Origin of the sequence: Achromobacter sp. RTa (genome assembly GCF_000757485.1) — a bacterium.
Lineage (GTDB): Bacteria > Pseudomonadota > Gammaproteobacteria > Burkholderiales > Burkholderiaceae_B > Achromobacter.
Genome location: NZ_JPYO01000036.1, coordinates 128,524 through 149,982 on the forward strand (window position 1 = coordinate 128,524; position 21,459 = coordinate 149,982).

The 21,459-nt window shown below is 67.2% G+C and carries 19 protein-coding genes and 1 pseudogene; 12 read left to right on the top strand and 8 right to left on the bottom strand.

Going from position 1 to position 21,459, the window contains the following annotated elements:
- Positions 1 to 31 precede the first annotated feature (31 nt).
- Entirely contained in the window at positions 32 to 2,443 is a 2,412-nt protein-coding gene (locus JL37_RS13825; protein ID WP_052097197.1) for a TonB-dependent receptor, read from the top strand.
- Positions 2,444 to 2,469: 26 nt separating this feature from the next.
- Positions 2,470 to 3,201: a DUF4198 domain-containing protein gene (locus JL37_RS13830; RefSeq protein WP_043544703.1), complete on the top strand. Its 732-nt coding sequence runs from the start codon at positions 2,470 to 2,472 to the stop codon at positions 3,199 to 3,201.
- A 61-nt stretch (positions 3,202 to 3,262) separates the two neighbouring features.
- Here JL37_RS13830 and JL37_RS13835 read toward each other — a convergent pair whose 3' ends face one another.
- Both JL37_RS13835 and JL37_RS13840 read right to left on the bottom strand, forming a co-directional pair.
- Positions 3,263 to 4,681 (bottom strand): amidase, encoded by a 1,419-nt coding sequence (locus tag JL37_RS13835; protein WP_043544704.1) that lies wholly within the window; start codon positions 4,679 to 4,681, stop codon positions 3,263 to 3,265.
- 67 nt (positions 4,682 to 4,748) lie between these two features.
- Positions 4,749 to 5,980, bottom strand: a pseudogene (locus JL37_RS13840) (amino acid ABC transporter substrate-binding protein).
- A gap of 120 nt (positions 5,981 to 6,100) precedes the next feature.
- On the opposite strand from JL37_RS13840, the gene JL37_RS13845 reads away from it, so the two are divergent.
- The 5 genes from JL37_RS13845 (at position 6,101) to JL37_RS13865 (ending at position 10,459) form a co-directional block, all read left to right on the top strand.
- Positions 6,101 to 7,024, top strand: a complete 924-nt coding sequence (locus JL37_RS13845; protein ID WP_043544705.1) for a LysR family transcriptional regulator — start codon at positions 6,101 to 6,103, stop codon at positions 7,022 to 7,024.
- A gap of 88 nt (positions 7,025 to 7,112) precedes the next feature.
- On the top strand, positions 7,113 to 8,105 hold the full coding sequence (locus JL37_RS13850; RefSeq protein ID WP_043544706.1) for a branched-chain amino acid ABC transporter permease: 993 nt from the start codon (positions 7,113 to 7,115) through the stop codon (positions 8,103 to 8,105).
- 9 nt (positions 8,106 to 8,114) lie between these two features.
- Positions 8,115 to 8,996: a branched-chain amino acid ABC transporter permease gene (locus JL37_RS13855; protein WP_043544708.1), complete on the top strand. Its 882-nt coding sequence runs from the start codon at positions 8,115 to 8,117 to the stop codon at positions 8,994 to 8,996.
- A gap of 13 nt (positions 8,997 to 9,009) precedes the next feature.
- Entirely contained in the window at positions 9,010 to 9,717 is a 708-nt protein-coding gene (locus JL37_RS13860; protein WP_043544709.1) for an ABC transporter ATP-binding protein, read from the top strand.
- A 1-nt stretch (position 9,718) separates the two neighbouring features.
- Positions 9,719 to 10,459 carry an ABC transporter ATP-binding protein gene (locus JL37_RS13865; RefSeq protein WP_043544710.1) on the top strand — a complete coding sequence of 247 codons (741 nt, stop codon included), beginning with the start codon at positions 9,719 to 9,721 and terminating at the stop codon, positions 10,457 to 10,459.
- Between the two features lie 239 nt (positions 10,460 to 10,698).
- Here JL37_RS13865 and JL37_RS13870 read toward each other — a convergent pair whose 3' ends face one another.
- From JL37_RS13870 to JL37_RS13895, 6 genes are all read right to left on the bottom strand, one after another.
- Positions 10,699 to 11,661, bottom strand: coding sequence for a Nudix family hydrolase (locus tag JL37_RS13870; RefSeq protein ID WP_043544711.1), 963 nt, complete (start codon positions 11,659 to 11,661; stop codon positions 10,699 to 10,701).
- Positions 11,654 to 12,520, bottom strand: a complete 867-nt coding sequence (locus tag JL37_RS13875) for an ATP-binding protein (RefSeq protein WP_043544713.1) — start codon at positions 12,518 to 12,520, stop codon at positions 11,654 to 11,656. Before JL37_RS13875 ends, JL37_RS13870 begins: the two co-directional genes overlap by 8 nt.
- Before the next feature lie 91 nt (positions 12,521 to 12,611).
- Positions 12,612 to 13,838, bottom strand: coding sequence for a bifunctional glutamate N-acetyltransferase/amino-acid acetyltransferase ArgJ (gene argJ / locus JL37_RS13880; protein WP_043544714.1), 1,227 nt, complete (start codon positions 13,836 to 13,838; stop codon positions 12,612 to 12,614).
- A 113-nt stretch (positions 13,839 to 13,951) separates the two neighbouring features.
- Positions 13,952 to 14,986: a hypothetical protein gene (locus JL37_RS13885; RefSeq protein WP_043544715.1), complete on the bottom strand. Its 1,035-nt coding sequence runs from the start codon at positions 14,984 to 14,986 to the stop codon at positions 13,952 to 13,954.
- Between the two features lie 50 nt (positions 14,987 to 15,036).
- Positions 15,037 to 15,531, bottom strand: coding sequence for a MarR family winged helix-turn-helix transcriptional regulator (locus JL37_RS13890; protein ID WP_043544717.1), 495 nt, complete (start codon positions 15,529 to 15,531; stop codon positions 15,037 to 15,039).
- Positions 15,532 to 15,537: 6 nt separating this feature from the next.
- Complete coding sequence (locus tag JL37_RS13895) at positions 15,538 to 16,437, bottom strand: alpha/beta hydrolase (protein ID WP_043544718.1); 900 nt, start codon at positions 16,435 to 16,437, stop codon at positions 15,538 to 15,540.
- Between the two features lie 226 nt (positions 16,438 to 16,663).
- Between JL37_RS13895 and JL37_RS13900 the strand changes: the two genes are divergently transcribed.
- The 5 genes from JL37_RS13900 to JL37_RS13920 all read left to right on the top strand — a co-directional run bounded on the left by JL37_RS13900 (position 16,664) and on the right by JL37_RS13920 (position 21,388).
- Positions 16,664 to 17,827 carry an ABC transporter substrate-binding protein gene (locus tag JL37_RS13900; protein ID WP_043544719.1) on the top strand — a complete coding sequence of 388 codons (1,164 nt, stop codon included), beginning with the start codon at positions 16,664 to 16,666 and terminating at the stop codon, positions 17,825 to 17,827.
- A 207-nt stretch (positions 17,828 to 18,034) separates the two neighbouring features.
- On the top strand, positions 18,035 to 18,955 hold the full coding sequence (locus tag JL37_RS13905) for a branched-chain amino acid ABC transporter permease (RefSeq protein ID WP_043544720.1): 921 nt from the start codon (positions 18,035 to 18,037) through the stop codon (positions 18,953 to 18,955).
- Between the two features lie 2 nt (positions 18,956 to 18,957).
- Positions 18,958 to 19,920: a branched-chain amino acid ABC transporter permease gene (locus JL37_RS13910; protein WP_043544721.1), complete on the top strand. Its 963-nt coding sequence runs from the start codon at positions 18,958 to 18,960 to the stop codon at positions 19,918 to 19,920.
- A complete protein-coding gene (locus tag JL37_RS13915) occupies positions 19,917 to 20,684 on the top strand; it encodes an ABC transporter ATP-binding protein (protein WP_043544722.1) in 768 nt (255 codons plus the stop codon). Before JL37_RS13910 ends, JL37_RS13915 begins: the two co-directional genes overlap by 4 nt.
- A complete protein-coding gene (locus tag JL37_RS13920) occupies positions 20,684 to 21,388 on the top strand; it encodes an ABC transporter ATP-binding protein (RefSeq protein WP_043544723.1) in 705 nt (234 codons plus the stop codon). The genes JL37_RS13915 and JL37_RS13920 overlap by 1 nt, the downstream gene beginning before the upstream one ends.
- Positions 21,389 to 21,459: the final 71 nt, after the last annotated feature.

A 21,459-nucleotide genomic window follows, 5' to 3' on the forward strand; every position in this document is an offset into this window, starting at 1 on the left:
CCATCAACAAGCATCTGCAAGGAATCCGTATATGGCTTTGGGTCATGTTTTCGCTCCCGCCGTGCTGTGCGCCGTCATCGGCGTCGCGGCGGCCACGCCGGCCTGGGCGCAGGGCGCGGAAGCCGCGGCGTCCGCGCCGCGCAGTTTCGACATCCCGGCGGGCACGCTCGACCAGGCGCTGAGCCGCTACGGGCGCCAGGCCGGCGTGTCGATCTCCGTGAACGCCAGCCTGACCGCCGGCCTGCGCAGCGCCGGCGTCAGCGGCAGACATGCCCCGGCCGAGGCGCTGGACCTGCTGCTGGCGGGAACCGGCTTGCAGGCCGTGCGCGACGGGCACGGCGAATACACGCTGCGCCGGATCCCGGATGCGCAGCGCGAGGAGCCCGGCGTCGCGGCGCTGCCGGCGATCACCGTAACGGGCCATGGCGCGGGCGAGCTGCCGCCGGTCTATGCCGGCGGCCAGGTAGCCACCGGCGGCCGCGTAGGCATGCTGGGCGAGAAGGACTTCATGGAAACGCCCTTCAGCACCATCGTCTACACCGATACCTACATCCAGGACATCCAGGCGCAGGACGTCTACCGCGTGATCGGGCTGACCGACCCTTCCGTGTACCTCAATGGCAGCAGCGGAATGATCACCGAGTACTTCAACCTGCGCGGCTTCGGCGTCTCGGCGAACGATCTGGCGTACAACGGCCTGTACGGCATGATCCCGTACTACCGCGCCACGGCCGAACTGGCCGAACGCATCGAAGTCCTCAAGGGGCCTTCAGCCCTGTTGAACGGCATGCCGCCGGGCGGGTCGGTCGGCGGCAGCATCAACGTCGTGCCCAAACGGGCCGGCGACAAGCCGCTGGCCCGCGTCACGGGCACCTACGCGTCCGATTCGCAGTTCGGCGTGCACGTGGACGTGGGGCAGCGCTTCGGCGACGAAAAACTGTTCGGCATCCGCTTCAACGGCGTCTACCGTGACGGAGACACCGCGGTGAACGATCAATCGAAGCGGACCAAGCTGGCCGCGCTGGCCCTGGACTGGAGATCGCAGCGCGCCAGGCTGTCCGCCGATTTCTACACCAGCGAGGACCACCTGAACGGATTGAACCGCGGCGTATCGCTTGCGCGCGGAATCGGCGTGCCCAAGCCGCCCAAGCCCGATACCCTGCTGGCGCCCGACTGGACGTTCACCAACACCAAGGACGAGGCTGTCCTGCTGCGCGCGGAGGTCGATATCGCCGACAACCTCACCGCCTATGCGGCCTGGGGGAACAGCGAAACCGATTTCAATTCGCTGGCCTCCTCGACCAACACGATCTTCAACGACAGCGGAGACTACCGCAACAACTTCTCTTTCCAGCGCATCCAGATCGCCAAGAACTCCGCCGAGATCGGCACCCGCGCGCGCTTCAATACGCTGGGCGTGGGGCACGAACTGGCGCTGACCGGAACCTACTATCAGCACGACTACAAGTTCGGCTTCATGCGCAACATGCTTGCGAAGGACTGGATCACCAATATCTATGACCCGGTCTGGGGCCCCTCCGTGGACACCAGTTTCAGGCACGCCGCGCTGCCCAAGACGGCCGCGCTGCGCACCACCAGCTACGGCATCGCCGACACCCTGTCGTTCGCCGACGGCCGCGTCCTGTTCACCGCGGGCGTGCGCCGCCAGAACGTGGTCAGCGACACCTTCAGCCCCGTAACCGGCGAGCGCACCGCGCGCTACGATGCCGGCGCCAATACGCCCGCGTTCGCGCTGCTCGTCAAGGCGACGGACAGGCTCTCGCTCTACGGCAACTACATCGAAGGCCTGAGCCAGGGCGCGATCGCGCCGGTGGCGGCGGCCAACGCGGGGCAGGTGTTCCCTCCCTACAAGACCAAGCAGCGCGAGGTCGGCTTCAAGGTCGACCTGGGCAGCTTCGCCGGCACCTTCAGCGCATTCCAGATCGAACGGCCCAGCGCCTATACGGATCCGTTCACCAATGTCTATTCCTTTGGCGGGCGGCAACGCAATCGCGGGCTGGAGTTCGGCTTCTTCGGGGAGCTCGCGCCCGACCTGCGGCTGTTGGGCGGCATTTCCTATACGCAGGCCAAGCTGACCAAAACCGCGGGAGGCGTCAACCAGGGACTGTCGGCCACCGGCGTGCCCGCCTGGCAGGGCAAGCTGGGCGTGGAATGGGACGTGCCCGGGCTGCAGGGCCTGACGCTTACCGGCAACGTCGTCTCGATGTCCAAGCAGTACATAAGCGCCGACAACACGCTGTCGGTGCCCGGGCACACGGTCTACGACGTCGGCGCGCGCTACCGCGCGACCATCGTGGATCACCCCGTCACGCTGCGGGCGAACGTGCTGAACCTGACCAACAAGGCGTACTGGGCCGGCAACCTCGGCAACGGCCTGGGCGCGCCGCGCACATTCCTCCTGTCCGCAAGCGTCGAATTCTGATTTTTCCCCCTCGTCTGGAGATGTGCATGAAGAAAACCCTTACCTTGATCGCCGCCACGCTGTGCCTGGCTGCAACGGCCCAGGCGCATCAGGCCTGGCTGGAGCAGGCCGATGACGGCAAGGCCGTAGTGCTGCGTTTCGGCGAGTTTGCGGAGAACCTGCGCGAAGCGTCGCCCGGCCTGTTGGATCTTTTCGGCAAGCCCTCCGCCACCCTGATTTCGGCCAAGGGAGAATCGCCGCTGGCCGTGACCAAGACCGCCGCCGGCTTCGCGCTGTCCGCGGGCGCGGGCAAGGGGCAGAGCATCGCGGCCGAGGACCCCGCTTTTCCGCTGCGCACGTTCAAGCAGGGCGACAAGGAGATCAACAGCTGGATCTGGCCGGGCGCCCGCTACGTCACGAGCCTGGCCGCGCAAGCGCCCAAGCTTGCCCTGGACGTGGTGCCCACCGGCCAGGCCGGCGAGTTCCAGGTGGTGCTGAAGGGGCAGGCGCTGCCCAAGGCCAAGGTCGTCATCGCCGTGCAATCGGGCTGGAGCAAGGAAGCGCATGCCGACGAGCAGGGCAAAGTGCGTTTCGATCTGCCGTGGAAAGGGCAGTACGTCATCGAGGCCAGCCACATCGATCGCAACCCCGGCGAACGTCCCGGCGCGGCCGGTCCCGAGAAGTACGACGGCATCAACTACGTGACCACGCTGAGCTTCGTCAAGGCCGACGGCGCGGCGCCGTTCCCTGCCGGCCCCGCCGCCGCGCCCAGCAAGTAAGAGGCGCGGCGCGGGACGGATTTGCGGGTTCCGCTTGGCGAACCCGCGCGGCGGCGGGACGCTACAGGCCGATCGCCGCCAGTCCGGGCCGCCGCAGGTGCCAGTCCGTCGCCGCCTGGAACGCCATGCCGATGCGGCCCAGCGCGGCTTCCCCGCCCGGCTTGCCCAGCAGCTGCACGCCGATGGGCAGGTTTTCCGCGGTGAACCCGGCGGGCAGCGCCAGCCCCGACGCGTTCACGTAATTGCCCGGCCGGGTGAAAGCCGCCAGCGGCGTGGCAGCCTCGTCCACTTCTTCGAGCGGGCAGGCGGCGAAGGGCAGGCAGGGCGCCAGCACCGCATCGAAATCGCGCATCCAGTCCTGCCAGGCCTCGCGTGCGAGGGCATGGGCCTGTAGGGCCCGGATGTAGTCGGCGGCGCCCACGCTCTTGCCGCCCAGCACGCGGGAGCGCACGTAGCGGCCCAGGGGCAGGCTTTCGTCCTCGATGTAGTCGCGGTGCTGGGCATAGGCCTCGGCCGCGATGATCAGGCCGTTGCGCAGCATCATGTCGTGGAAATCGAAGGGGAAGGGCGCCTCGATGAAGTCCGCGCCCAGCTCCGCCAGCGCGCGCCGCGTATCGTCCAGCGCGCCCTGCACGGCGGCGTCCACGGCAATGGGGTACTGCGCTTCAGGCATGAGGGCGATGCGCATGCCGCGCAGCGGCTTGGGGCCGGCGTTCGGCTCGCGGAAGCGGAAGGCGGTCACGCCCTGCGTCACCGGATCGCGCGGATCGGGCCCGGACAGGGCTTCCGTCAACAGCAGCGAGTCGCGCGTGTCGCGGGTGAGCGGGCCGATGGAGTCCAGCGTGTGCGACAGCGCCACGGAGCCATGCAGGCTGATGAGGCCGCGCGAGGTCTTCAGGCCGGTGATGCCATTCAGCGCTGCCGGAATCCGCACCGAGCCGCCCGTGTCGGAGCCCAGCGCGGCGGGCGCGAGGCCTGCGGCCACCGCCACGCCGGATCCGCTGGACGAGCCGCCCGGGATGCGCGCGCGGACCAGGTCCCAGGGGTTGCGCGGCGTTCCCATCACGGGATTCGTGCCCCAGCCCCCGAACGCGAACTCCACCATGTGCGTCTTGCCGAGCACCACCATGCCGGCGTCGAGCAGGCGGGTCACCGCCGTGGCGGTGAGTTCGCTGCGGCGCTTCCGCCAGGCTTGCGAGCCTGCCGTGGTGACCTGGCCCTGGATGTCGCACAGATCCTTGACGGCCACGGGCAGGCCGTCCAGCGGCCCGAGCAGGCCATAGCCAGCGCGGCGGCGCGCGTCGGCGGCCTCGGCCAGTTTCAGCGCGCCCTCGTGGTCGACGCTGACGTAGGCGCCCAGCGCGGGGTTGGCCCGGTCTATGCGGTCCAGGTAGTGCCGCGCGAGTTCGACCGAACTGTAGCGGCCGCTGGCCAGGCCCTGCGCCAGTTCTCCCAGCGTGGCAAATGCAATGTCAGACATGTTTTCCTCGGTTGATGTACGAGCGGCACGGATTGCCGTGCCGCCTGCAGGGGCATTCCGGCGCGGATCAGCGCTTGTTCCAGTCGGGGGTCGGATACACCGGCTTCTGCGTGGCCACGTCCTCGGGCCACACGGGCACCATGCCCTTGCCGGGCAGGAGCTGCACGACGGGGAAGGGCATCAGCAGCTGCTTGCCCGTTTCGTCGATGGCGTAGGGGCCGGCCATGACGGTCAGCTTGCCGGACAGGTCCAGCGAGGCCTTTTTCAGCGCGGCCGCGTCGGTGTTGCCTGCCTTTTTCACGATCTCTTCGGTCAGCGCGCCGGCGCCATAGGCCAGCGCGGTCTGGAAGTCGGGCGGAAACTCGGCCTTGGGGAACTGGCGGTCATAGGCGGCGGCGAATTGCTCGCGCGTCATGCCGGCGTTGACCTTCCAGTTGATCGCGGGGGGTAGTTGGTGTGGCTGTAGATGTAGTTCGCGTCCGCGCCGATGGCCTGGAACTGCGGCGTCGAGGCATACACCATGAAGACATAGGGGAAGTTGATGTCGAGCTGCTTCATCTGGCGCGTCATGCTGATCAGGTCGCCCTCGTACGAGGTCGGCACCAGCGCTTCGGCGCCCGCGGCGCGCGCCTTCTGCAAGATCGTGCTGAAGTCCTTCTGGCCCTTCGGGTATTTTTCGAACAGCACCACCTGCATGCCGTTCTTGGTGGCCTGCTCGCGTCCGCCCTCGGCCAGGCCCGCGGGGAACGGTTCGTCCGAGTACAGCAGCGCCACCTTCTTCACGCCTTGCTTGGCGGCCAGCTCCATGTTGGCGCGCAGCATGGCCGACACCGGCATCTGCGTGCCCGAGACCATGTTCTTGAAACCCTGCTTGTACAGATCGTCGCTGGCGGCGGACCAGACCATCATGTACTTGCCCAGGCGTTCCGTCACGGTCGCGGCCGCGGCGGTCAGCGTGGAGCCGAAGGGCGCGAACACCAGATCCACTTTTTCATCGACAATCAGGCGTTCGTAAACGCGGGTCACCATCTGCTTGTCGCTGCGGTCATCCAGCTTGACCAGCTCGACCGGGTATTTCTTGCCGTTGACTTCGATGCCGCCGCGGCGGTTGACGTCGTCTACCCACAGCTCTACGCCGCGCACGCCGGACTGCGATGCCAGCGCGAAACTGCCGGTGGATGAAACGGTCATGCCCACCCGGATCTTGTCCGAGCTCTGGGCGGAGGCGGCGGATGGAGTGAGGGCGGCCATGGCCAGGGCCAGCGCCGGTAAGCGGAACAGCCAGGATTTCGCGAACATGGGTTGTCTCCTATCGTTTTTGGATGTGGGGCCCTTCCTCCCGCGGAGCTTGAGTCCAAGGCCCGATATTGGGCAATAATTGCCCAATACGTGAGAAAGCGTATAACAAATAGGCATGGAGTGCACGCCTTGAATAAATTGAACTACCGACAGACCGAAATGCTTTGGGCCATCGTGATGGCCGGATCGATCAGCGGCGCCGCCCGCCTGTTGAATATCTCTCAGCCCGCGGTCAGCCGGATGCTGGCGCAGACCGAGAAATCCATGGGTCTGACGCTGTTCGAGCGGGTGCGCGGGCGGCTGCGGCCCACGCCGCAAGTGCACAGCCTGTTTGAGGAAATCGAAAAAACCCAGCGCATGATGCAGCGCGTCAATGATCTTGCGGACGCGCTGTCGGAGCACGGTACGGGAGTGTTGCGGCTGGCCTCCATCCCGAGTCTGGCGCAGTTCCTGGTGCCGCGCGCGGTGGCGCGCTTCCAGCGGCGCCATCCTGAGCTGCTGTTGCGGCTGAACACCAGCGCGCTGCCCAATCTCATCACCGAGGTGCTGCAGGGCGAGGCGGAGCTCGGGTTGGTGGTCATGCAGGCGGATCACCCATTCCTGACGTCGGAGCTTCTGCATGTGGGGCGCATGGTGGCGGCCATCCCGAAGTCGCACCCGCTGGCGGACCGGGGCCAGGTCAGCCTGGCCGACCTGTCTCCGCATCCGCACATCGTGGTGGGCACGCGCATGCCCTTCGGCATGCTGGTGCTGGGGGCGTTCGAGCAGGCCGGGCTGCCCTGCCGGATGTGCGCCGATGTGCCCTGGAGCCAGTTGGCCTGCGCGCTGGTCAATGCCGGCGTCGGGATCGCCATCGTGGACGAATTCACCGTCATGCAGAACACCATGCCCGATGTCGTGATCGTGCCGCTGGCCGAGCGCATTCCCCTGAACATTTCGGCGGTCTACGCCGGCGGCCGGGAGCCTTCGCAGATCGCCGTCCAGTTCATCAAGGAGCTGCGCCTAGTGTTGGCGGAGGCGTTTCCGGCTCCCGCTCAGGGTTAATACTTAACCTGAAGTTATGGTTTTATCGGTCATAATCGCCTCCAAATAAATCGGCCGTCCAATCCGGACAGGCCTGGAGGAAGACACCATGAGCAGCAGTCCCGCCCTGGCGGCGGGCGCGGCTTCGCATCGCGCGCAGGATCAGCGCGCGGTGCGATTGCGCACCCGCATCGCAATGACCGTCTTTGTCGCGCTGACGGCCGTCCTGGCCGCGATTCCGTTGGCAACCTCGAATATCTCGTTCGCGTTCTACCTGATGCTGTGGATCACCATGGCCAGCGCCATGAACATCTGCGTGGGCTTTACCGGCTACCTGCCGTTCGGCTACGTGGTGTTCTACGGCGTGGGCTCCTACGCCACCGGCATCTGCTACAAGATCCTGGGCTGGCCCATCCTGCCTTCACTGCTGGCCGCGGGTTGCGTGGGGGTGATCATCGCGCTGTTGCTGGCGCCCACGCTGCGCCTGCGCGGGGTGTATTTCGGCATCGTCAGCCTGGCGCTGGCCACCATCGTCAAGCTGGTCATTTCCAATCTGCCCCAGTCCTTTACCGGCGGCAGCATGGGCATCATCCTGTCCAGCGCCAACAATCCGTCGCACAGCTACTACGCCATGCTGATCGTGATGGGCGCCACGCTGGCCACCGTTACCTGGCTGTCGGTGTCGCGCCTGGGACGCGCCCTGAAGGCCATCCGCGACGACGACGGCGCGGCCGCATGCGTGGGCATCCACGTTCCCAACACCCGGCTGAAGGCGTGGCTGCTGGCGGCGCTGTTCCCTGCACTGGCCGGGGGCATCGAGGCCTGGTACACCAACGTGGTGGATCCGGAATACGCCTTCCATGTGCTGATCACGGCCAAGAGCATCATCTACGCGATGGCGGGCGGATTCGGCACCATCCTCGGGCCGGTGGCCGGCACGCTGGCGCTCCTGGGCATCGACCACGTGATCTGGCAGAAATTCCCGGTCGTGAACCTGCTGCTGCTGGGCCTGATCATCGTGCTGCTGATGTTGTTCCTGCCGCGCGGGATCGTCGGCAGCCTGATCAAGCGCAAGCCGCAATTGCGCCGCTACATTGCCTGAGGACGAGTCATGACCGGACTGATTATCCAAGGCCTGATCAACGGCCTGATCCTGGGCGCCATCTATGGACTGATAGGCGTGGGGCTGAACGTGGTGTTCGGCGTGCTGCGGGTGGTGAATTTCGCGCACGGCGAGTTCCTGGTGCTGGGGGCGTATTTCGCGTTCTACCTGATGGAGTACGCGGGCATCAATCCGCTGCTGGCGCTGCCGCTGGCCTTCGCGGCCTTCTTCCTGGCGGGCTACCTGCTGTACTTCGTGCTGATTCCGCGGCTGAACAGGGCGGACGATCCCGAGATCAGTTCGCTGCTGCTGATGTTCGGCGTGTCCATCATGCTGGGCGCGCTGATGCTGCTGGCGTTCGACGCCGACGCCCGTTCGCTGCCGTACGAGATCGAGCCGGTGTTCCTGAAGTTCGGCCCCGTCCTGATTCCGACGGTGCGCCTGCTGGCGCTGGCCATCGCGCTTGCCATCATCGGCGCGCTGACGTTGTTCCTGTACCGCAGCCAGGTGGGCAAGGCGCTGCGCGCCATCATCATGAACCGCGATGCGGTGCGCATCGTGGGGATCAACGCCGAACGCCTGTCGGCGGTGGCGTTCGGCCTGGGCGTGGGGCTGGCGGCGGCCAGTGGCGTGCTGGTGGCGATGGTGTTTCCGGCATTCTCGCCCTTCATGGGCAACGATTACACGCTGATCGGCTTCATCGTCATCGTGCTCGGCGGCCTGGGCCATCCGGTGGGAGCGCTGGTCGGGGCGTTGCTGTACGGCGTCACCGAACAGGTGTCGGTGGTGTTCTTCAATCCGTCGATCGCCACCATCTGCGGTTTCGCGCTGATGGTGGCGATGATCTTCGTCAAGCCCAGCGGCCTGTTCGGCCGCCAGGCGCTGCGCTGAACGGGAGCCGGACATGTTGAAAGTCACGAATCTCAAGAAGCGCTTCGGCGGGCTGGTAGCCCTGCAAGGGGTCGACCTGGAGGTGCCGCGCGGCTCCATCCTGGGCGTCATCGGCATGAACGGCTCGGGCAAGACCACCATGCTCAATTGCATCAACGGCATCTATACGCCGGACGAGGGCCGCATCGAGCTGGACGGCCGCGACATCGCGGGCCGCCAGATCCACGAGGTGGCCCGGCTGGGCGTGGGGCGCACCTTCCAGGTGCCCCGCATCTTTCCCCATCTGAGCCTGCTGGACAACCTGGACGTGGCCCAGCAGCAGGCGGGCCGCAGCGCCGATGAGCGCTACGCGCAATCGGAATACTGGCTGCACAAGGTTGAACTGCACCGCCTGCGGCACAACTATGCCGAGGAACTGTCGGGAGGGCAGCAGAAACTGGTGGAGCTGGCGCGCATCATGGTGGCGCGGCCCAAGGTTGTGCTGTTGGATGAACCCTTCGCGGGCGTCAATCCGGCGCTGGCGCAGTTGCTGATCTCGGTGATCCGCGAACTGCCCACCGAGCACGACTGCTCGGTGGTGCTCGTGTCGCACGACCTGACGTCCATCTACCAGCTGTCGCACCACATTATCGTGATGAACGAGGGCGCGATCCTGTGCGAAGGCGACGCCGACCGCGTGCGCGCCGATCCGCGGGTGGTCGAAGCCTATCTTGGAGCCTGACATGAGCACGCCAACCATCGCGCTGGAGGATGTGACGGTCGCCTATCACGGCGACATCACCATCCTGAACCGCATCAACGTCCAGGCGCGCGCGGGCAAGGTCACCGGCGTGATCGGGCCCAACGGCGCCGGCAAGTCCACGGTGCTCAAGACGCTGTTCGGATTCCTGCCGCCGCGCACCGGCCGCATCACGCTGCGCGGGCAGGACATCAGCGCGCAGCCCTCGCACGAACGCGCCAGCCACGGCGTCGCGTTCGTGCCGCAGCATCGCAGCCTGTTCGGCGAATTGTCGGTGCACGACAACCTGCTCCTGGGCTGCTGGCCGTTCCGCGGCGACAAGGCGCGGGTGCGGCAGCGCATCGATTCCGTCTACGACCGCTTTCCCATCCTGGCTCAGAAGCGCAACGACCCCGTGTCCAGCATGAGCGGCGGACAGCAGCGCTTCGTGGAGTTCGGGCGCGCCTTGCTCATCGAGCCTTCCGTGATCCTGCTGGACGAGCCGACCGCGATGCTGGCGCCCAAGATATCCAAGGAAATCTACGGCCTGATCCGCGGATTCGCCGACGAGGGCATGACGGTGGTGCTGGTGGACCAGAACGTGCGCCGCTGCGCCGAGGTGTCCGACTACATGTACATCCTGGAGCTGGGCCGCAACAAGGCCGAGGGAGGCCGCGAGTCCTTCGAGGACGGCGGCGGGTTACGCGAGATGGTGGCGTCCTGGATGGATTACAAGATCGATTGACTGCGGTTTGTTGGCCGGCCGCCTGCGTCCCGGCTTGTTGCGCTGCCGGGGCCGTGCCGCAGGTGTCAGACACCTTGCGGCAGGGCGTGCAGGCTTGAAGCAGCGCTTCCGGGTGTCTGACACCATCGGCGATGGCAAGACCTTACCGTCACGGTTGGTGTCTGACACCCGGAAGCGCTGCTTCGAGCCGAGGCGTCATCTCGTGGGGTGTCAGACACTGAGGCGTCGGACGCTGGCGTTCAGAGCAAGCCGCGTATCCCGGCAATCCCATGCGCGCCATGGCGCAGCGCAGCCGACATCGTGCTGGAGGATTGGCCGCCCAGCGCGAAGACGGGAATGCCCGCATCGCGGTTGCCCTCGACGAAGCCTTCCCAGCCCAGCGTGGGGGCGCCGGGGTGCGAAGCTGTTTCCAGCACGGGGCCCAGCACGGCGAAATCCGCTCCGATCTCGCGCGCGTGCACGACTTCGGCGTTGTCGTGGGCGGATACGCCCACCAGCGCGCCGGCGGGCAGGGCAGGGCGGGCGCTCAGGCGGGCCGCGTCGGCGGTGCGCAAATGCACGCCGTCGGCTTCCTTCCACCAGGCCGCAGGGTGGACGCTGTTGACCAGCAGGCGGGCGCCGGCGGCGCGGCAGCGCTTGAGCACGCCCTGCATCACTTCATGCAGGGAACTTGCGCCCACGCCGTCCGGCCATTGCGGTTCGCGCAGCTGCACCAGTTTCACGCCGCGCGCCAGCGCCGCTTCCAGCCGGCCCAGGAACGCCGGCACGCCGGCCCGCGAGCCGATGCCGCTGATGCCGTAGGCGGTGGGCAGCTGCAGCCATCGCAGCGGAGGCAGCGTGGCGGGGAGCAGGTCGCCCACCGACGCCGCCTTGGCCGGGTCCACCCATTCCAGGCGCTGGTTTTCCAGGCTGCGCGGTTCGCCTTCCCAGCCCGTGACGTGGCAGAAGGCCAGGCGCACCGTGGTGTGCGGGTAGGCATGCACGTAGGTGACCCAGGGGCGGGACTGCGTGACGCGGATGCCGATTTCTTCCTGGAGTTCGCGCGCCAGCGCTTCCAGCACGGTTTCGCCGGGTTCAAGTTTGCCGCCCGGCAGTTCCCACCAGCCCGCCCAGGGCTTGCCTTCCGGACGCTGGCCCAGCAGCAGCATGCCGTCCGGGCGCAGGATCAGGCCGGCCGCGACGTCGACGATCTTCTCAGACATGCCGGGCCGCCCAATCGCGCGCGAATTGGTAGGCCACGCGGCCCGAGCGCGAGCCGCGCTCGATCGTCCATTGCAGGGCCTCCGTGCGCGACGGCTCGATCTGCGCTTCCGGGCAGCCGAGTTCGCGCAGCCAGTGATAGACGATGTCCAGGTAGTCGTCCTGCTTGAAGGGATAGAACGACAGCCACAGGCCGAAGCGCTCGGACAGCGAGATCTTTTCCTCGACCGTTTCGCCGGGGTGGATCTCGCCATCGGGCTGGTGCTTGGCCGCCAGGTTCTCGCTCATGTATTCCGGCATCAGGTGGCGCCGGTTGGAGGTGGCGTAGATCAGCACGTTGTCGCCCGAGGCGGAAACGGAGCCGTCCAGCACCGACTTCAATGCCTTGTAGCCGGCTTCGCCTTCCTCGAAGGACAGGTCGTCGCAGAATACGATGAAGCGCTCGGGTCGCGAGGCCACCAGCTCGACGATATCGGCCAGGTCGCCCAGGTCGGATTTGTCCACTTCGATCAGGCGCAGGCCCCGGTCGCCGTAGGCGGCCAGCATGGCCTTGACCAGCGAGCTCTTGCCGGTGCCGCGGGCCCCGGTCATGAGCACGTTGTTGGCGGGCTTCTTGTCGATGAACTGCTGCGTGTTGCGGTCGATGATGGCCTTCTGCCGCTCGATGTGCTGGAGGTCTTCCAGGTCGATGCGCGCCACATGGCGCACGGCGTCCAGCCAGCCGCGCGAGCCGCGCTTGCGCCAGCGGAAGGCGTGGGCGCTCCAGTCGATTTCGGGCGGAGCGGGAGGAAGCCAGGCTTCCAGCTGCGCCAGCACGCGCTCGGCGCGCTGGATGAGGGTGGAAAACTCGGTTGCGGTCACGTCTGCATCCTGGGGAGGGGGTGTCTGACACCCGATGAGATACCCGTCGAGCCCGAAGCTCATTTACGAGGGCGCCAGACAGCTGTTCATCTTATGAGCGGTAGTCGGCGTTGATCGACACGTATTCGTGGGAGAAGTCGCAGGTGTAGACAGTGTCAGCCACCTGGCCGCGGCCCAGCGCGATGCGCACCAGGATTTCGGCTTGCTTCATCACGCGCTGGCCGTCGGCTTCCTGGTAGGCGGGGTTGCGGCCGCCGTCCTTGGCCACCAGCACGTCGTCCAGCCACAGGCGGATCTTGGAGACGTCCAGATCGTCGATGCCGGCATAGCCTACCGCGGCCAGGATGCGGCCCAGGTTGGGGTCCGACGCGAAGAAGGCGGTCTTGACCAGCGGCGAGTGCGCCACGGCGTACGCCACCTTCAACGCTTCCTCGGTGTTGCCGGCCTCTTCGACGCGGATCGTCATGAATTTGGTGGCGCCTTCGGCATCGCGCACGATCTTGGTGGCAAGCTCCAGCGCGGCGGCCGTCAGGGCCTCGCGCACCGCGGCGTAGGCGGCGTCGGACTCGCTATTGATATTGACGCCCGATTTGCCGGTGGCGGCGATGATGAAGGAGTCATTGGTGGATGTGTCGCCGTCCACCGTGATGCGGTTGAACGAGGCATCCGCGATCTCGACGGCCAGCTTGGCGAGCAGGGGCTGGGCGATGCCGGCGTCCGTGGCCAGGAAGCTGAGCATGGTGGCCATGTTGGGGCGGATCATGCCCGCGCCCTTGCTGATGCCGGTGAAGGTGACGGTCTTGCCCTCGATCTGGACCTGGGCCGAGGAGATCTTCGGCAGGGTGTCGGTCGTCATGATGCCGTGGGCGGCGCTGGACCAGCGGTCGGCGCCGAGGTCGGCGATGGCGCGGGGCAGGCCGGCGACCAGGCGGTCCAGCGGCAGCGGCTCCAGGATGACGCCGGTGGAGAAGGGCAGGATCTGGGCCGCGGGCACGCCCAGCAACTGGCCCAGCGCGGCGCAGGTGTCCTGCGCCTTCTTCAGGCCTTCCTCGCCGGTGCCGGCGTTGGCGTTGCCCGTATTGATGACCAGCGCGCTGATGGGGCCGCCGGCGGCCAGGTGGGCCTGGCAGACCTGCACGGGGGCCGCGCAGAAGCGGTTGCGCGTGAACACGCCTGCCACGCTCGTGCCTTCGGCCAGGCGGAATACCGTCAGGTCGCGTCGGTTGGCTTTGCGGATGCCGGCCTCGGCGACGCCGATTTCAACGCCGGCAACAGGAAAAATTTCGGACTCGGAGGGGATCTGCAGGTTAACGGCCATGACTTCGTCTCATGAATGAGCAGGACGGAATCGCCGCCAGATGGGGCGGCGCGCGGGGGAAAGCTTCGTATTATCCCACCGGTTCGGGGCAGGGGCTGTGACGGGGCGGCCCGTCAGGGGCCGATCCGCATGGCGGCCACGTCCAGCACGCCTGCCTCGCGGTTGGCGAGCACGCCGCGCACCGTGCCGTCGGGGGCCTGCAGCACCGAGCTGCCGGCGGGCACGTCGTCGCCGCCGGCGCGGCGCGCCGAACGGCCCCGCGAAGGGGAGAACAGCAGGTCGCCCGCCTGGGCGCCGGGCAGCCCGGCATTGGCGGCCAGCACCCGGGTGCCCGGGGGGTAGGTCATGTCGCCCAGGACGGTTTCGCGCGCCAGCAGGCCCTCGAAGCCCAGCATGCGGCGCTGGCCGTCCAGCTGCATGTCCACCTTGAGCAGCGGCAGGCGGGCCACGTCCAGGGCGTCGCTGCCCTCGGTGCGCAGCAGCCAGCGCGGCGTGTCCGCAGCCGCGCCGGGCGCGGCGGCCCCGGCGATGACTTTCAGCCAGGCGCCCGCCGGCACGGGCTGCTGGTCCAGGGTATTGCCGATAGCCAGATGGCAGCTGGAGAAACGGGGATGGCCGTCGCGCAACACGAATTCGATCCGGTGGCCGTGCGCGCACAGCCAGCCGTCCAGCGCCTGGTCGCGCTCGATCTCCACCGACAGGGTTTCTGCCTGCTTGCCGTTGGCGGGGTAGCGGAACAGCCGGGTAGCGGTAACGCCCTGGATGGGGGCGGGGTGCGCCTCGGGGAAGACGGCGCGCTCGAACGAGCCCAGGTCGCCCGGCGCGGCCAGGCGGAGCTCGGTGCCCGCAGGCATTTCCACGCCGGCCAGCATCGTGGGCTGGGCCAGGACGGTCTTGCGGCCGGCGTCCGCCTGCGCGTCGCGCTGGGCGGCGAACCACAGGCTGAACTGCTGGTAGGGAAAGATGGCTCCGACGACGGCGAGAAACGCCATCAGGACGGTGCCGATGCGGCGGTGGCCGCCCAGCCAGTGCCGGGCGCTACGGGTGGTGGCCAGAACGGCCAGCCAGGTCAGCAGCGTGGAGAGGCAGGCCAGCGAAACCGCCATCAACACGTAGAAATTGCCGCCAGGAAGGGAAACCGGAATCATGGCGGCAATTATGCGCCAAACCGGCAGACGGTTTCAGCGCGGATGGCGCTTCAGGCCTTGGCCGACGCGGATCGGGTGGCCACCACCTGGAGCTTGAGTTCGCCCAGGGCCTGGAACAGCGCGTTGCGAGTGGCCTCGGGCAGGTCGCCGAACATGGACTTGACCCAGGTTTCGTGGGCCCGGGCCATGCGGGCGAAGCTCTTCCTGCCCAGCGGCGTGAGCTTGATGAGCGAGCTGCGGCGGTCGGATTCGACCTTGGTGCGCACGACCAGCCCTTCCTTTTCGAGCTGGTCGGTGATGCCCGTGATGTTCCCGTTGGTGACCATCATGTGGCGCGACAGCTCGCCCATCTTCATGCCCTTGGGCGCGCGCTGCAATTGCGCCATCAGGTCGAAGCGGGGCAGTGTCGTATCGAACTCGTTGCGCAGGCGGCTGCGGATCTCGCTTTCGACGAGATTGGCGCAAGTCAGCATGCGCAACCACAAACGCAGCGCATGGTGGTCGTCCGGCGCGGCGCGGGATTCCAGGTCGGGGGCGTTGATCATGGCGGGTTACCGGGAATGAGGGGCGGGCGCCAGACCCATCTGCTCGAAGATGGCGCGGGTCAGCGGGCTGTGGGGATCGTTGAGGCTCAAGACGATGTCGTAATGGTTCGTGCCGGGCATCGGCACGTAGCGCCCCGGAAAGCCGCGTTCGAGCCAGGCGGCGAGGTAATCGTCGCTTTGGCGCTTGAACTCGGCGGTCTCGGTTTCGCCGTAGCTGACCACCAGGGGGCAGCCCGCTTGCGGCAGCTGCAGGGCGGGGCTGTTGCGGATCGCGTCTGCCTCGTTCATGCGCATCCACTCGTTCACATGGGTGTGCACCAGCGGGCGCAGGTCGAACAGGCCGGACAGCGGGGCCGCGCCGCGGACCACATCGGGCGGAACCTCGTAGCCGGCATGCCAGCCGCTGGCCAGTAGCGCGCCGACCAGGTGCCCGCCGGCGGAGCTGCCGCAGATATGGATGCGCGCCGGATCGCCGCCGTATTCGGCGATGTGGCGGTGGATCCAGGCCAGGGCGCGCCGGTTCTGGTCCACGATGCGGTCCAGCGTGACGGCGGGCGCGAGCGAGTAGTTCACCGCCACGACCACGGCGCCGGCCTGCGTGAACGCGGGCGCCATGCAGCTGGAGTCGCTCTTGGACAGCAGGCGCCAGTAGCCGCCGTGGATGAACACGAACACAGGCGCCTTGCGCGCGCCGCCGGCGGCGGGGAAGATGTCCAGCAATTCGTCGGCGTGGTCGCCGAAGGGCACGTCCAGCGCGCAGTCCAGCGTGCGCCGCGCCTCGGCGCTGCCTTCGGCGTACTTCTTGAGTATCGGCTGGATGTCGGGTACTGTCGCGCGAGCGTTGTACTGGATGTCCAGCGCGGCGCGGTCATAATTCCGGTAAAGGGCGGGGTGGAGGGTGGCCATGGCAGTTGCTATCGGGAAACCCGTTGGTAAAAACCCTAGACTTGTTTTGGTGGATACTTTAAACCTAAACTATGAACCACGCCAGCTTTCCCTATGCTCTGCAAGGGGATCGGGGTGGCTCAGGACGGCGGCGCCGCGGCGTCGGCGGGCCGGGCGCAAGAAGTCCTTCGAATCGCACCTTCAATAAGAACACCCTCTGCGCGGCTCGCGCACGGAGCACACCACCATGCGTTTGATCACTTCCCTTCTGGCCGCCGCCGCCCTGGTTCCGGCATTGGCCAGCGCCGACACCATCAAGGTCGGCATCGCCAACGACATTTCCGGCCCCTTTGCTGCCCTGGGCGCCGAAGCCCGCGACGGCTTCAACCTGGCGATCAAGCAGCTGGGCAGCAAGCTGGGCGGACAGCCCGCCGAATTCGTGCAGACCGACATGGGCGGCAACCCCGACCAGGCCCGCCAACTGGTTACGCGCTACATCCAGCGCGACAAGATCGATTTCTTCACTGGCCCGATCGGCTCGAACGTGGCGCTGGCCGTCGGCCCCGCGCTGTTCGCCGCCAAGGTTCCCTACCTGTCGAACAACCCCGGCCCCAGCCAGTTCGCCGGCGCGCAATGCAACGCCTACTGGTTCGGCACGTCCTACCAGAACGACGCCTTCCATGAAGCGGCCGGCAAGGTCGCGGCGGACCGCGGCTTCAAGAAGATGTTCATCATGGCCCCCGACTATCCGGCGGGCAAGGACGCGCTGGCAGGCTTCAAGCGCGGCTACAAGACCCCGCCCGGCGACGAGGTCTACACCAAGCTCGGCCAGATCGACTACGCCGCCGAGCTGGCGCAGATCCGCGCGGCCAAGCCCGATGCCGTCTATATCTTCCTGCCGGGCGGCATGGGCATCAACTTCGTCAAGCAGTTCGTGTCCACCGGCCTGTCGCAAAGCGTCAAGCTGATCGGCCCGGGCTTTTCGGCCGACGAAGACGTGATCCAGGCCGTGGGCGATCCCATGCTGGGCATGTACAACACGGCGCAGTGGGCGCACGACCTGGACGTGCCGCAGAACAAGGCATTCGTCGAAGCTTTCCGCAAGGAATACAACGGCCGCTATCCCTCGGTCTACGCCGCCCAGTCCTATGACGTGATCATGGCCATGGACGCCGCCGTCAAGCAGGCCGGCGGCAAGGCTTCCGACCGCGCCGCCATCATCAAGGCGCTCGAAAAGGCGGACTACCCCTCGGTGCGCGGCAGCTACACCTACGGCAAGAACCACTATCCCATCCAGGCCTACTACCTGCGCGTCGTCGAGAAGGACGGCAGCGGCCGCGTCACCAACAAGCTGGTGGGCAAGGTCTTCGACAAGTACCAGGACGTCTACGTCGGCGACTGCAAGCTGTAGGGGGAAGCCCACCCCCGAAGCGCTGCGCGCTTCCCCCTCAAGGGGGCATGCCTGCGGACCGGCGGAGCCGGATCCGCGGCATCCGGATCGGGTGACACCGCTGCACGCGCGGCGCCGGGGGGCGCCGGCGCGATACACAATCAGGGTGGCTTTGGTGATTTGGCCGCGCGCGAGGCTGTCGGCAACGCGCTGCAAGGGGAAGTTCTTATGACGTTTACGCTGATCGTCGAGCAATTGCTGAACGGTCTGCAGTTTGGGTTGATGTTGTTTCTGATCGCGGCCGGGCTGACCCTGGTGTTCGGCATCATGGACATCATGAATCTGGCTCACGGCTCGCTCTACATGGCCGGCGCCTATGTGGCCGCCGAAACCATGCAGCGCACGGGTTCATTCACCGCCGCCGTCCTGGTGGCGGCCGTCGCCACCGGCCTGGTCGGCGTGTTCCTGGAACTCGTGCTGATCCGACGCCTGGCGCTGCGCGATCACCTGGCCCAGGTCCTGGGCACCTACGCCATCATTCTCATCGCCAACGACCTGGTCAAGATGATCTGGGGTCCCGCTCCGGTGATGCTGAACATGCCGGCCGCGTTGTCCGGGCCCGTGCGCCTGCTGCCCGACCTGCTGTACCCCGCCTATCGCCTCATGATCATCGTGTTCGGCGTCGCCGCCGCGGCCGGGCTGTACTGGTTCGTGACTCGCACCCGCGCCGGAGTCCTGGTGCGGGCCGGCGCGTCCAACCGCCAGATGGCCACGCTGATGGGCGTGCGCGTGCCGCTGCTGTTCCTGGGCGTGTTCGCGTTGGGCGCCATGCTGGCCGCGGCGGCCGGCGCCCTGCTGGGCCCGATCACCTCGGTGCAGGTGGGCATGGGCGAGGAAATCCTGATCCTGGTGCTGGTCTGCATCGTCATCGGCGGCATCGGTTCGATACGCGGGGCCTTCGTCGGTGCGCTGCTGGTGGGCATGGTGGACACGGCTGGGCGGGCCTTCCTGCCCATGCTGCTGCGCCAGGTCTTTTCGCCGGCCGTGGCGTCCAGCGTCGGGCCGACGCTGGCGGCCATCGCCATTTACGTATTGATGGCGGCAGTGCTGGTGTTCCGGCCCTCCGGCTTGTTTCCGGCGAGAGGGTGAGCATGAAATCCACGATCTGGACCGTGATCCTGCTGGCCGCGCTGGCGGCATTCCCCCTGGTGGCGCCCGCCCTGGGCCTGGATTTCTACATCTCCTTCGTGCGGCGAGTGCTGATCTACGCGCTGGCCGCGACCAGCCTGAACCTGATCCTGGGCTACGGCGGCATGGTGGCGCTGGGGCACGCGGCCTTTTTCGGCGCCGGCGCCTACGCCGTGGGCATCCTGGCCATGTCGGGAGTCACCTCGGCGCTGGTGGTCTGGCCGGCGGCCATGCTGCTGGCCGCGGTGCTGGCGTGCATCACCGGGGCGATCTCGCTGCGCACGCGGGGCGTGTACTTCATCATGATCACGCTGGCGTTCGCGCAGATGCTGTTCTACATCTTCATCTCGCTGCGTCAGTACGGCGGGGAAGACGGGCTGAACCTGCCCGGCTATTCCAGCCTGCCGGGCATCGACCTGGCCAGTGACGTCAGCTTCTATTACCTGGTGCTGGCCCTGTTCGTGCTGATCATGTGGGTGTTCGGGCGGGTGGTGGCCTCGCGCTTCGGCACGGCCCTGCAAGGCATACGCGAGAACGAGTCGCGCATGGAGTCCATGGGCTACCCGGTCTACCGGATCAAGCTGACGGCCTTCACGCTGAGCGGCGCCGTGGCCGGCCTGGCCGGCGCGCTGCTGGCGAACCACAACCTCTTCATCTCGCCCAGCCTGATGCACTGGACCCAGTCGGCCAACCTGCTGATCATGGTGCTGGTGGGCGGCATCGGCCTGCGCTATGGCGGGGTGGCGGGCGCCGTGGTGATGCTGACCCTGGAGGAAGTGTTGCGGCTGTGGACGGAATACTGGCACCTGCCCCTGGGTGTGCTGCTGCTGTGCGTGGTGTTCGGCGCGCCGCGCGGCCTGGTCGGGCTGTTCGGCCCGCTGTTCGGCGGCCGCGCCGCTCCGCAATCCGGCAAGGTGGGATCATGAACGCTGCCGCAACCCCCGCCCTGCAGGCATCCGGGCTGGTGCGCCGCTTCGGCGCGCTGGTCGCCACCGACAATGTGTCGCTGTCGCTGAACCCGGGCGAGATCCATGCCCTGATCGGTCCCAACGGCGCGGGCAAGTCCACCCTGATACATCTGCTGTCGGGCACGCTGTCGGCGGATTCTGGCACGCTGACCGTGGGCGGCCGCGACGTCACAGGCATGAATGCGCACCAGCGCGTGTCTGCGGGACTGTCGCGGTCCTATCAGATCACCAATATCTTCAAGCAGTCCAACGTGCTGGACAACCTGGTGCTTGCGGTGCAGGCGCACGCCGGCGGCAGTTTCCGTTTCTGGAAGCCGCGGGCGGCCGAGTCCGCGCTGTACGAGCAGGCGCGCGAACTGGCGCGGGAATGCGCCATCGACGCCAGCCTGCTGGAGCGTCCGGCGGGCACCCTGCCGCACGGCGAGCAGCGCAAAGTGGAATTCGCGCTGGCGCTGGCCGCAAGGCCCAGCGTGCTGCTGCTGGACGAGCCCATGGCCGGCATGGGTCCGGACGAAACCGTCCGCCTGACCGAATTGATCGAATCGATGCGGGGACGCGCCGCCATGCTGCTGGTCGAACACGATATGCAGGCGGTGTTCCGCCTGGCCGACCGCCTGTCGGTGCTGGTCTACGGCCGCGTCATCGCCACGGGCGCGCCGGACGAGATCCGGGCCAACCCCGAAGTGCGCCAGGCCTACCTGGGCGACGAGGAGACTGCGTAATGCTGAGCATCGAATCGGCCAAGAGCGGCTACGGCGCAAGCCAGGTGCTGTTCGGCGTGGACCTGCAGATCGGCGCGGGCCAGGTCGTGACCCTCCTGGGGCGCAACGGCATGGGCAAGACCACGCTCTTGCGCACCCTGTTCGGCCAGCTCCCGCTGCGCGGCGGCAAGATCCATTTCGCGGGGCAGGACATCAGCGGCTGGAGCCCGGACCGCATCGCGCGGGCCGGCATGGCCATCGTGCCGGAAGGCCGGCAGTGCTTTCCCAACCTGACGGTGCGCGAGCATCTGACGGCCTTCGTGGCGGCGCGCAATCCGGACATCGGCGCCCCCGGGACGCCCGAGCGGGTGTTCGAACTCTTTCCCCGCCTGCACGAGCGCGCCCGCAACATGGGCAACCAGCTCTCCGGCGGCGAGCAGCAGATGCTGGCGATCGGCCGCGCCCTGGTCACCAATCCCCGGCTCCTCATCCTGGACGAGGCCACCGAGGGCCTGGCACCCAAGATCCGCGAGGAAATCTGGAACTGCCTGGCACGGCTGCGCCAGGCAGGGCAGACCATCCTGGTCATCGACAAGTACGTCGAGCGGCTGCTCGCCCTGGCCGACCGGCACGTGATCCTGGAGCGCGGCAAGGTGGTGTGGACGGGCGACTCGCAAGCCCTGGACGCCGATCGGGGCCTCTGGGAGCGCTACCTCGGCGTGTAGCGAGAAAGCCGCAATCCCGGCCGGAACGCGCAGCCCGCGTTGATATAAATCGCAATAAACCGGTATTTACA

Bases quoted from the DNA above. Each gene is read 5' to 3' on its own strand.
- JL37_RS13910 (WP_043544721.1), top strand. From the start codon at position 18,958: ATGAAATCCACGATCTGGACCGTGATCCTGCTGGCCGCGCTGGCGGCA.
- argJ (WP_043544714.1), bottom strand. From the start codon at position 13,838: ATGGCCGTTAACCTGCAGATCCCCTCCGAGTCCGAAATTTTTCCTGTT.
- JL37_RS13850 (WP_043544706.1), top strand. From the start codon at position 7,113: ATGAGCAGCAGTCCCGCCCTGGCGGCGGGCGCGGCTTCGCATCGCGCG.
- JL37_RS13835 (WP_043544704.1), bottom strand. From the start codon at position 4,681: ATGTCTGACATTGCATTTGCCACGCTGGGAGAACTGGCGCAGGGCCTG.
- JL37_RS13905 (WP_043544720.1), top strand. From the start codon at position 18,035: ATGACGTTTACGCTGATCGTCGAGCAATTGCTGAACGGTCTGCAGTTT.
- JL37_RS13870 (WP_043544711.1), bottom strand. From the start codon at position 11,661: ATGTCTGAGAAGATCGTCGACGTCGCGGCCGGCCTGATCCTGCGCCCG.
- JL37_RS13855 (WP_043544708.1), top strand. From the start codon at position 8,115: ATGACCGGACTGATTATCCAAGGCCTGATCAACGGCCTGATCCTGGGC.
- JL37_RS13890 (WP_043544717.1), bottom strand. From the start codon at position 15,531: ATGATCAACGCCCCCGACCTGGAATCCCGCGCCGCGCCGGACGACCAC.
- JL37_RS13900 (WP_043544719.1), top strand. From the start codon at position 16,664: ATGCGTTTGATCACTTCCCTTCTGGCCGCCGCCGCCCTGGTTCCGGCA.
- JL37_RS13830 (WP_043544703.1), top strand. From the start codon at position 2,470: ATGAAGAAAACCCTTACCTTGATCGCCGCCACGCTGTGCCTGGCTGCA.
- JL37_RS13865 (WP_043544710.1), top strand. From the start codon at position 9,719: ATGAGCACGCCAACCATCGCGCTGGAGGATGTGACGGTCGCCTATCAC.
- JL37_RS13915 (WP_043544722.1), top strand. From the start codon at position 19,917: ATGAACGCTGCCGCAACCCCCGCCCTGCAGGCATCCGGGCTGGTGCGC.
- JL37_RS13885 (WP_043544715.1), bottom strand. From the start codon at position 14,986: ATGATTCCGGTTTCCCTTCCTGGCGGCAATTTCTACGTGTTGATGGCG.
- JL37_RS13860 (WP_043544709.1), top strand. From the start codon at position 9,010: ATGTTGAAAGTCACGAATCTCAAGAAGCGCTTCGGCGGGCTGGTAGCC.
- JL37_RS13825 (WP_052097197.1), top strand. From the start codon at position 32: ATGGCTTTGGGTCATGTTTTCGCTCCCGCCGTGCTGTGCGCCGTCATC.
- JL37_RS13920 (WP_043544723.1), top strand. From the start codon at position 20,684: ATGCTGAGCATCGAATCGGCCAAGAGCGGCTACGGCGCAAGCCAGGTG.
- JL37_RS13895 (WP_043544718.1), bottom strand. From the start codon at position 16,437: ATGGCCACCCTCCACCCCGCCCTTTACCGGAATTATGACCGCGCCGCG.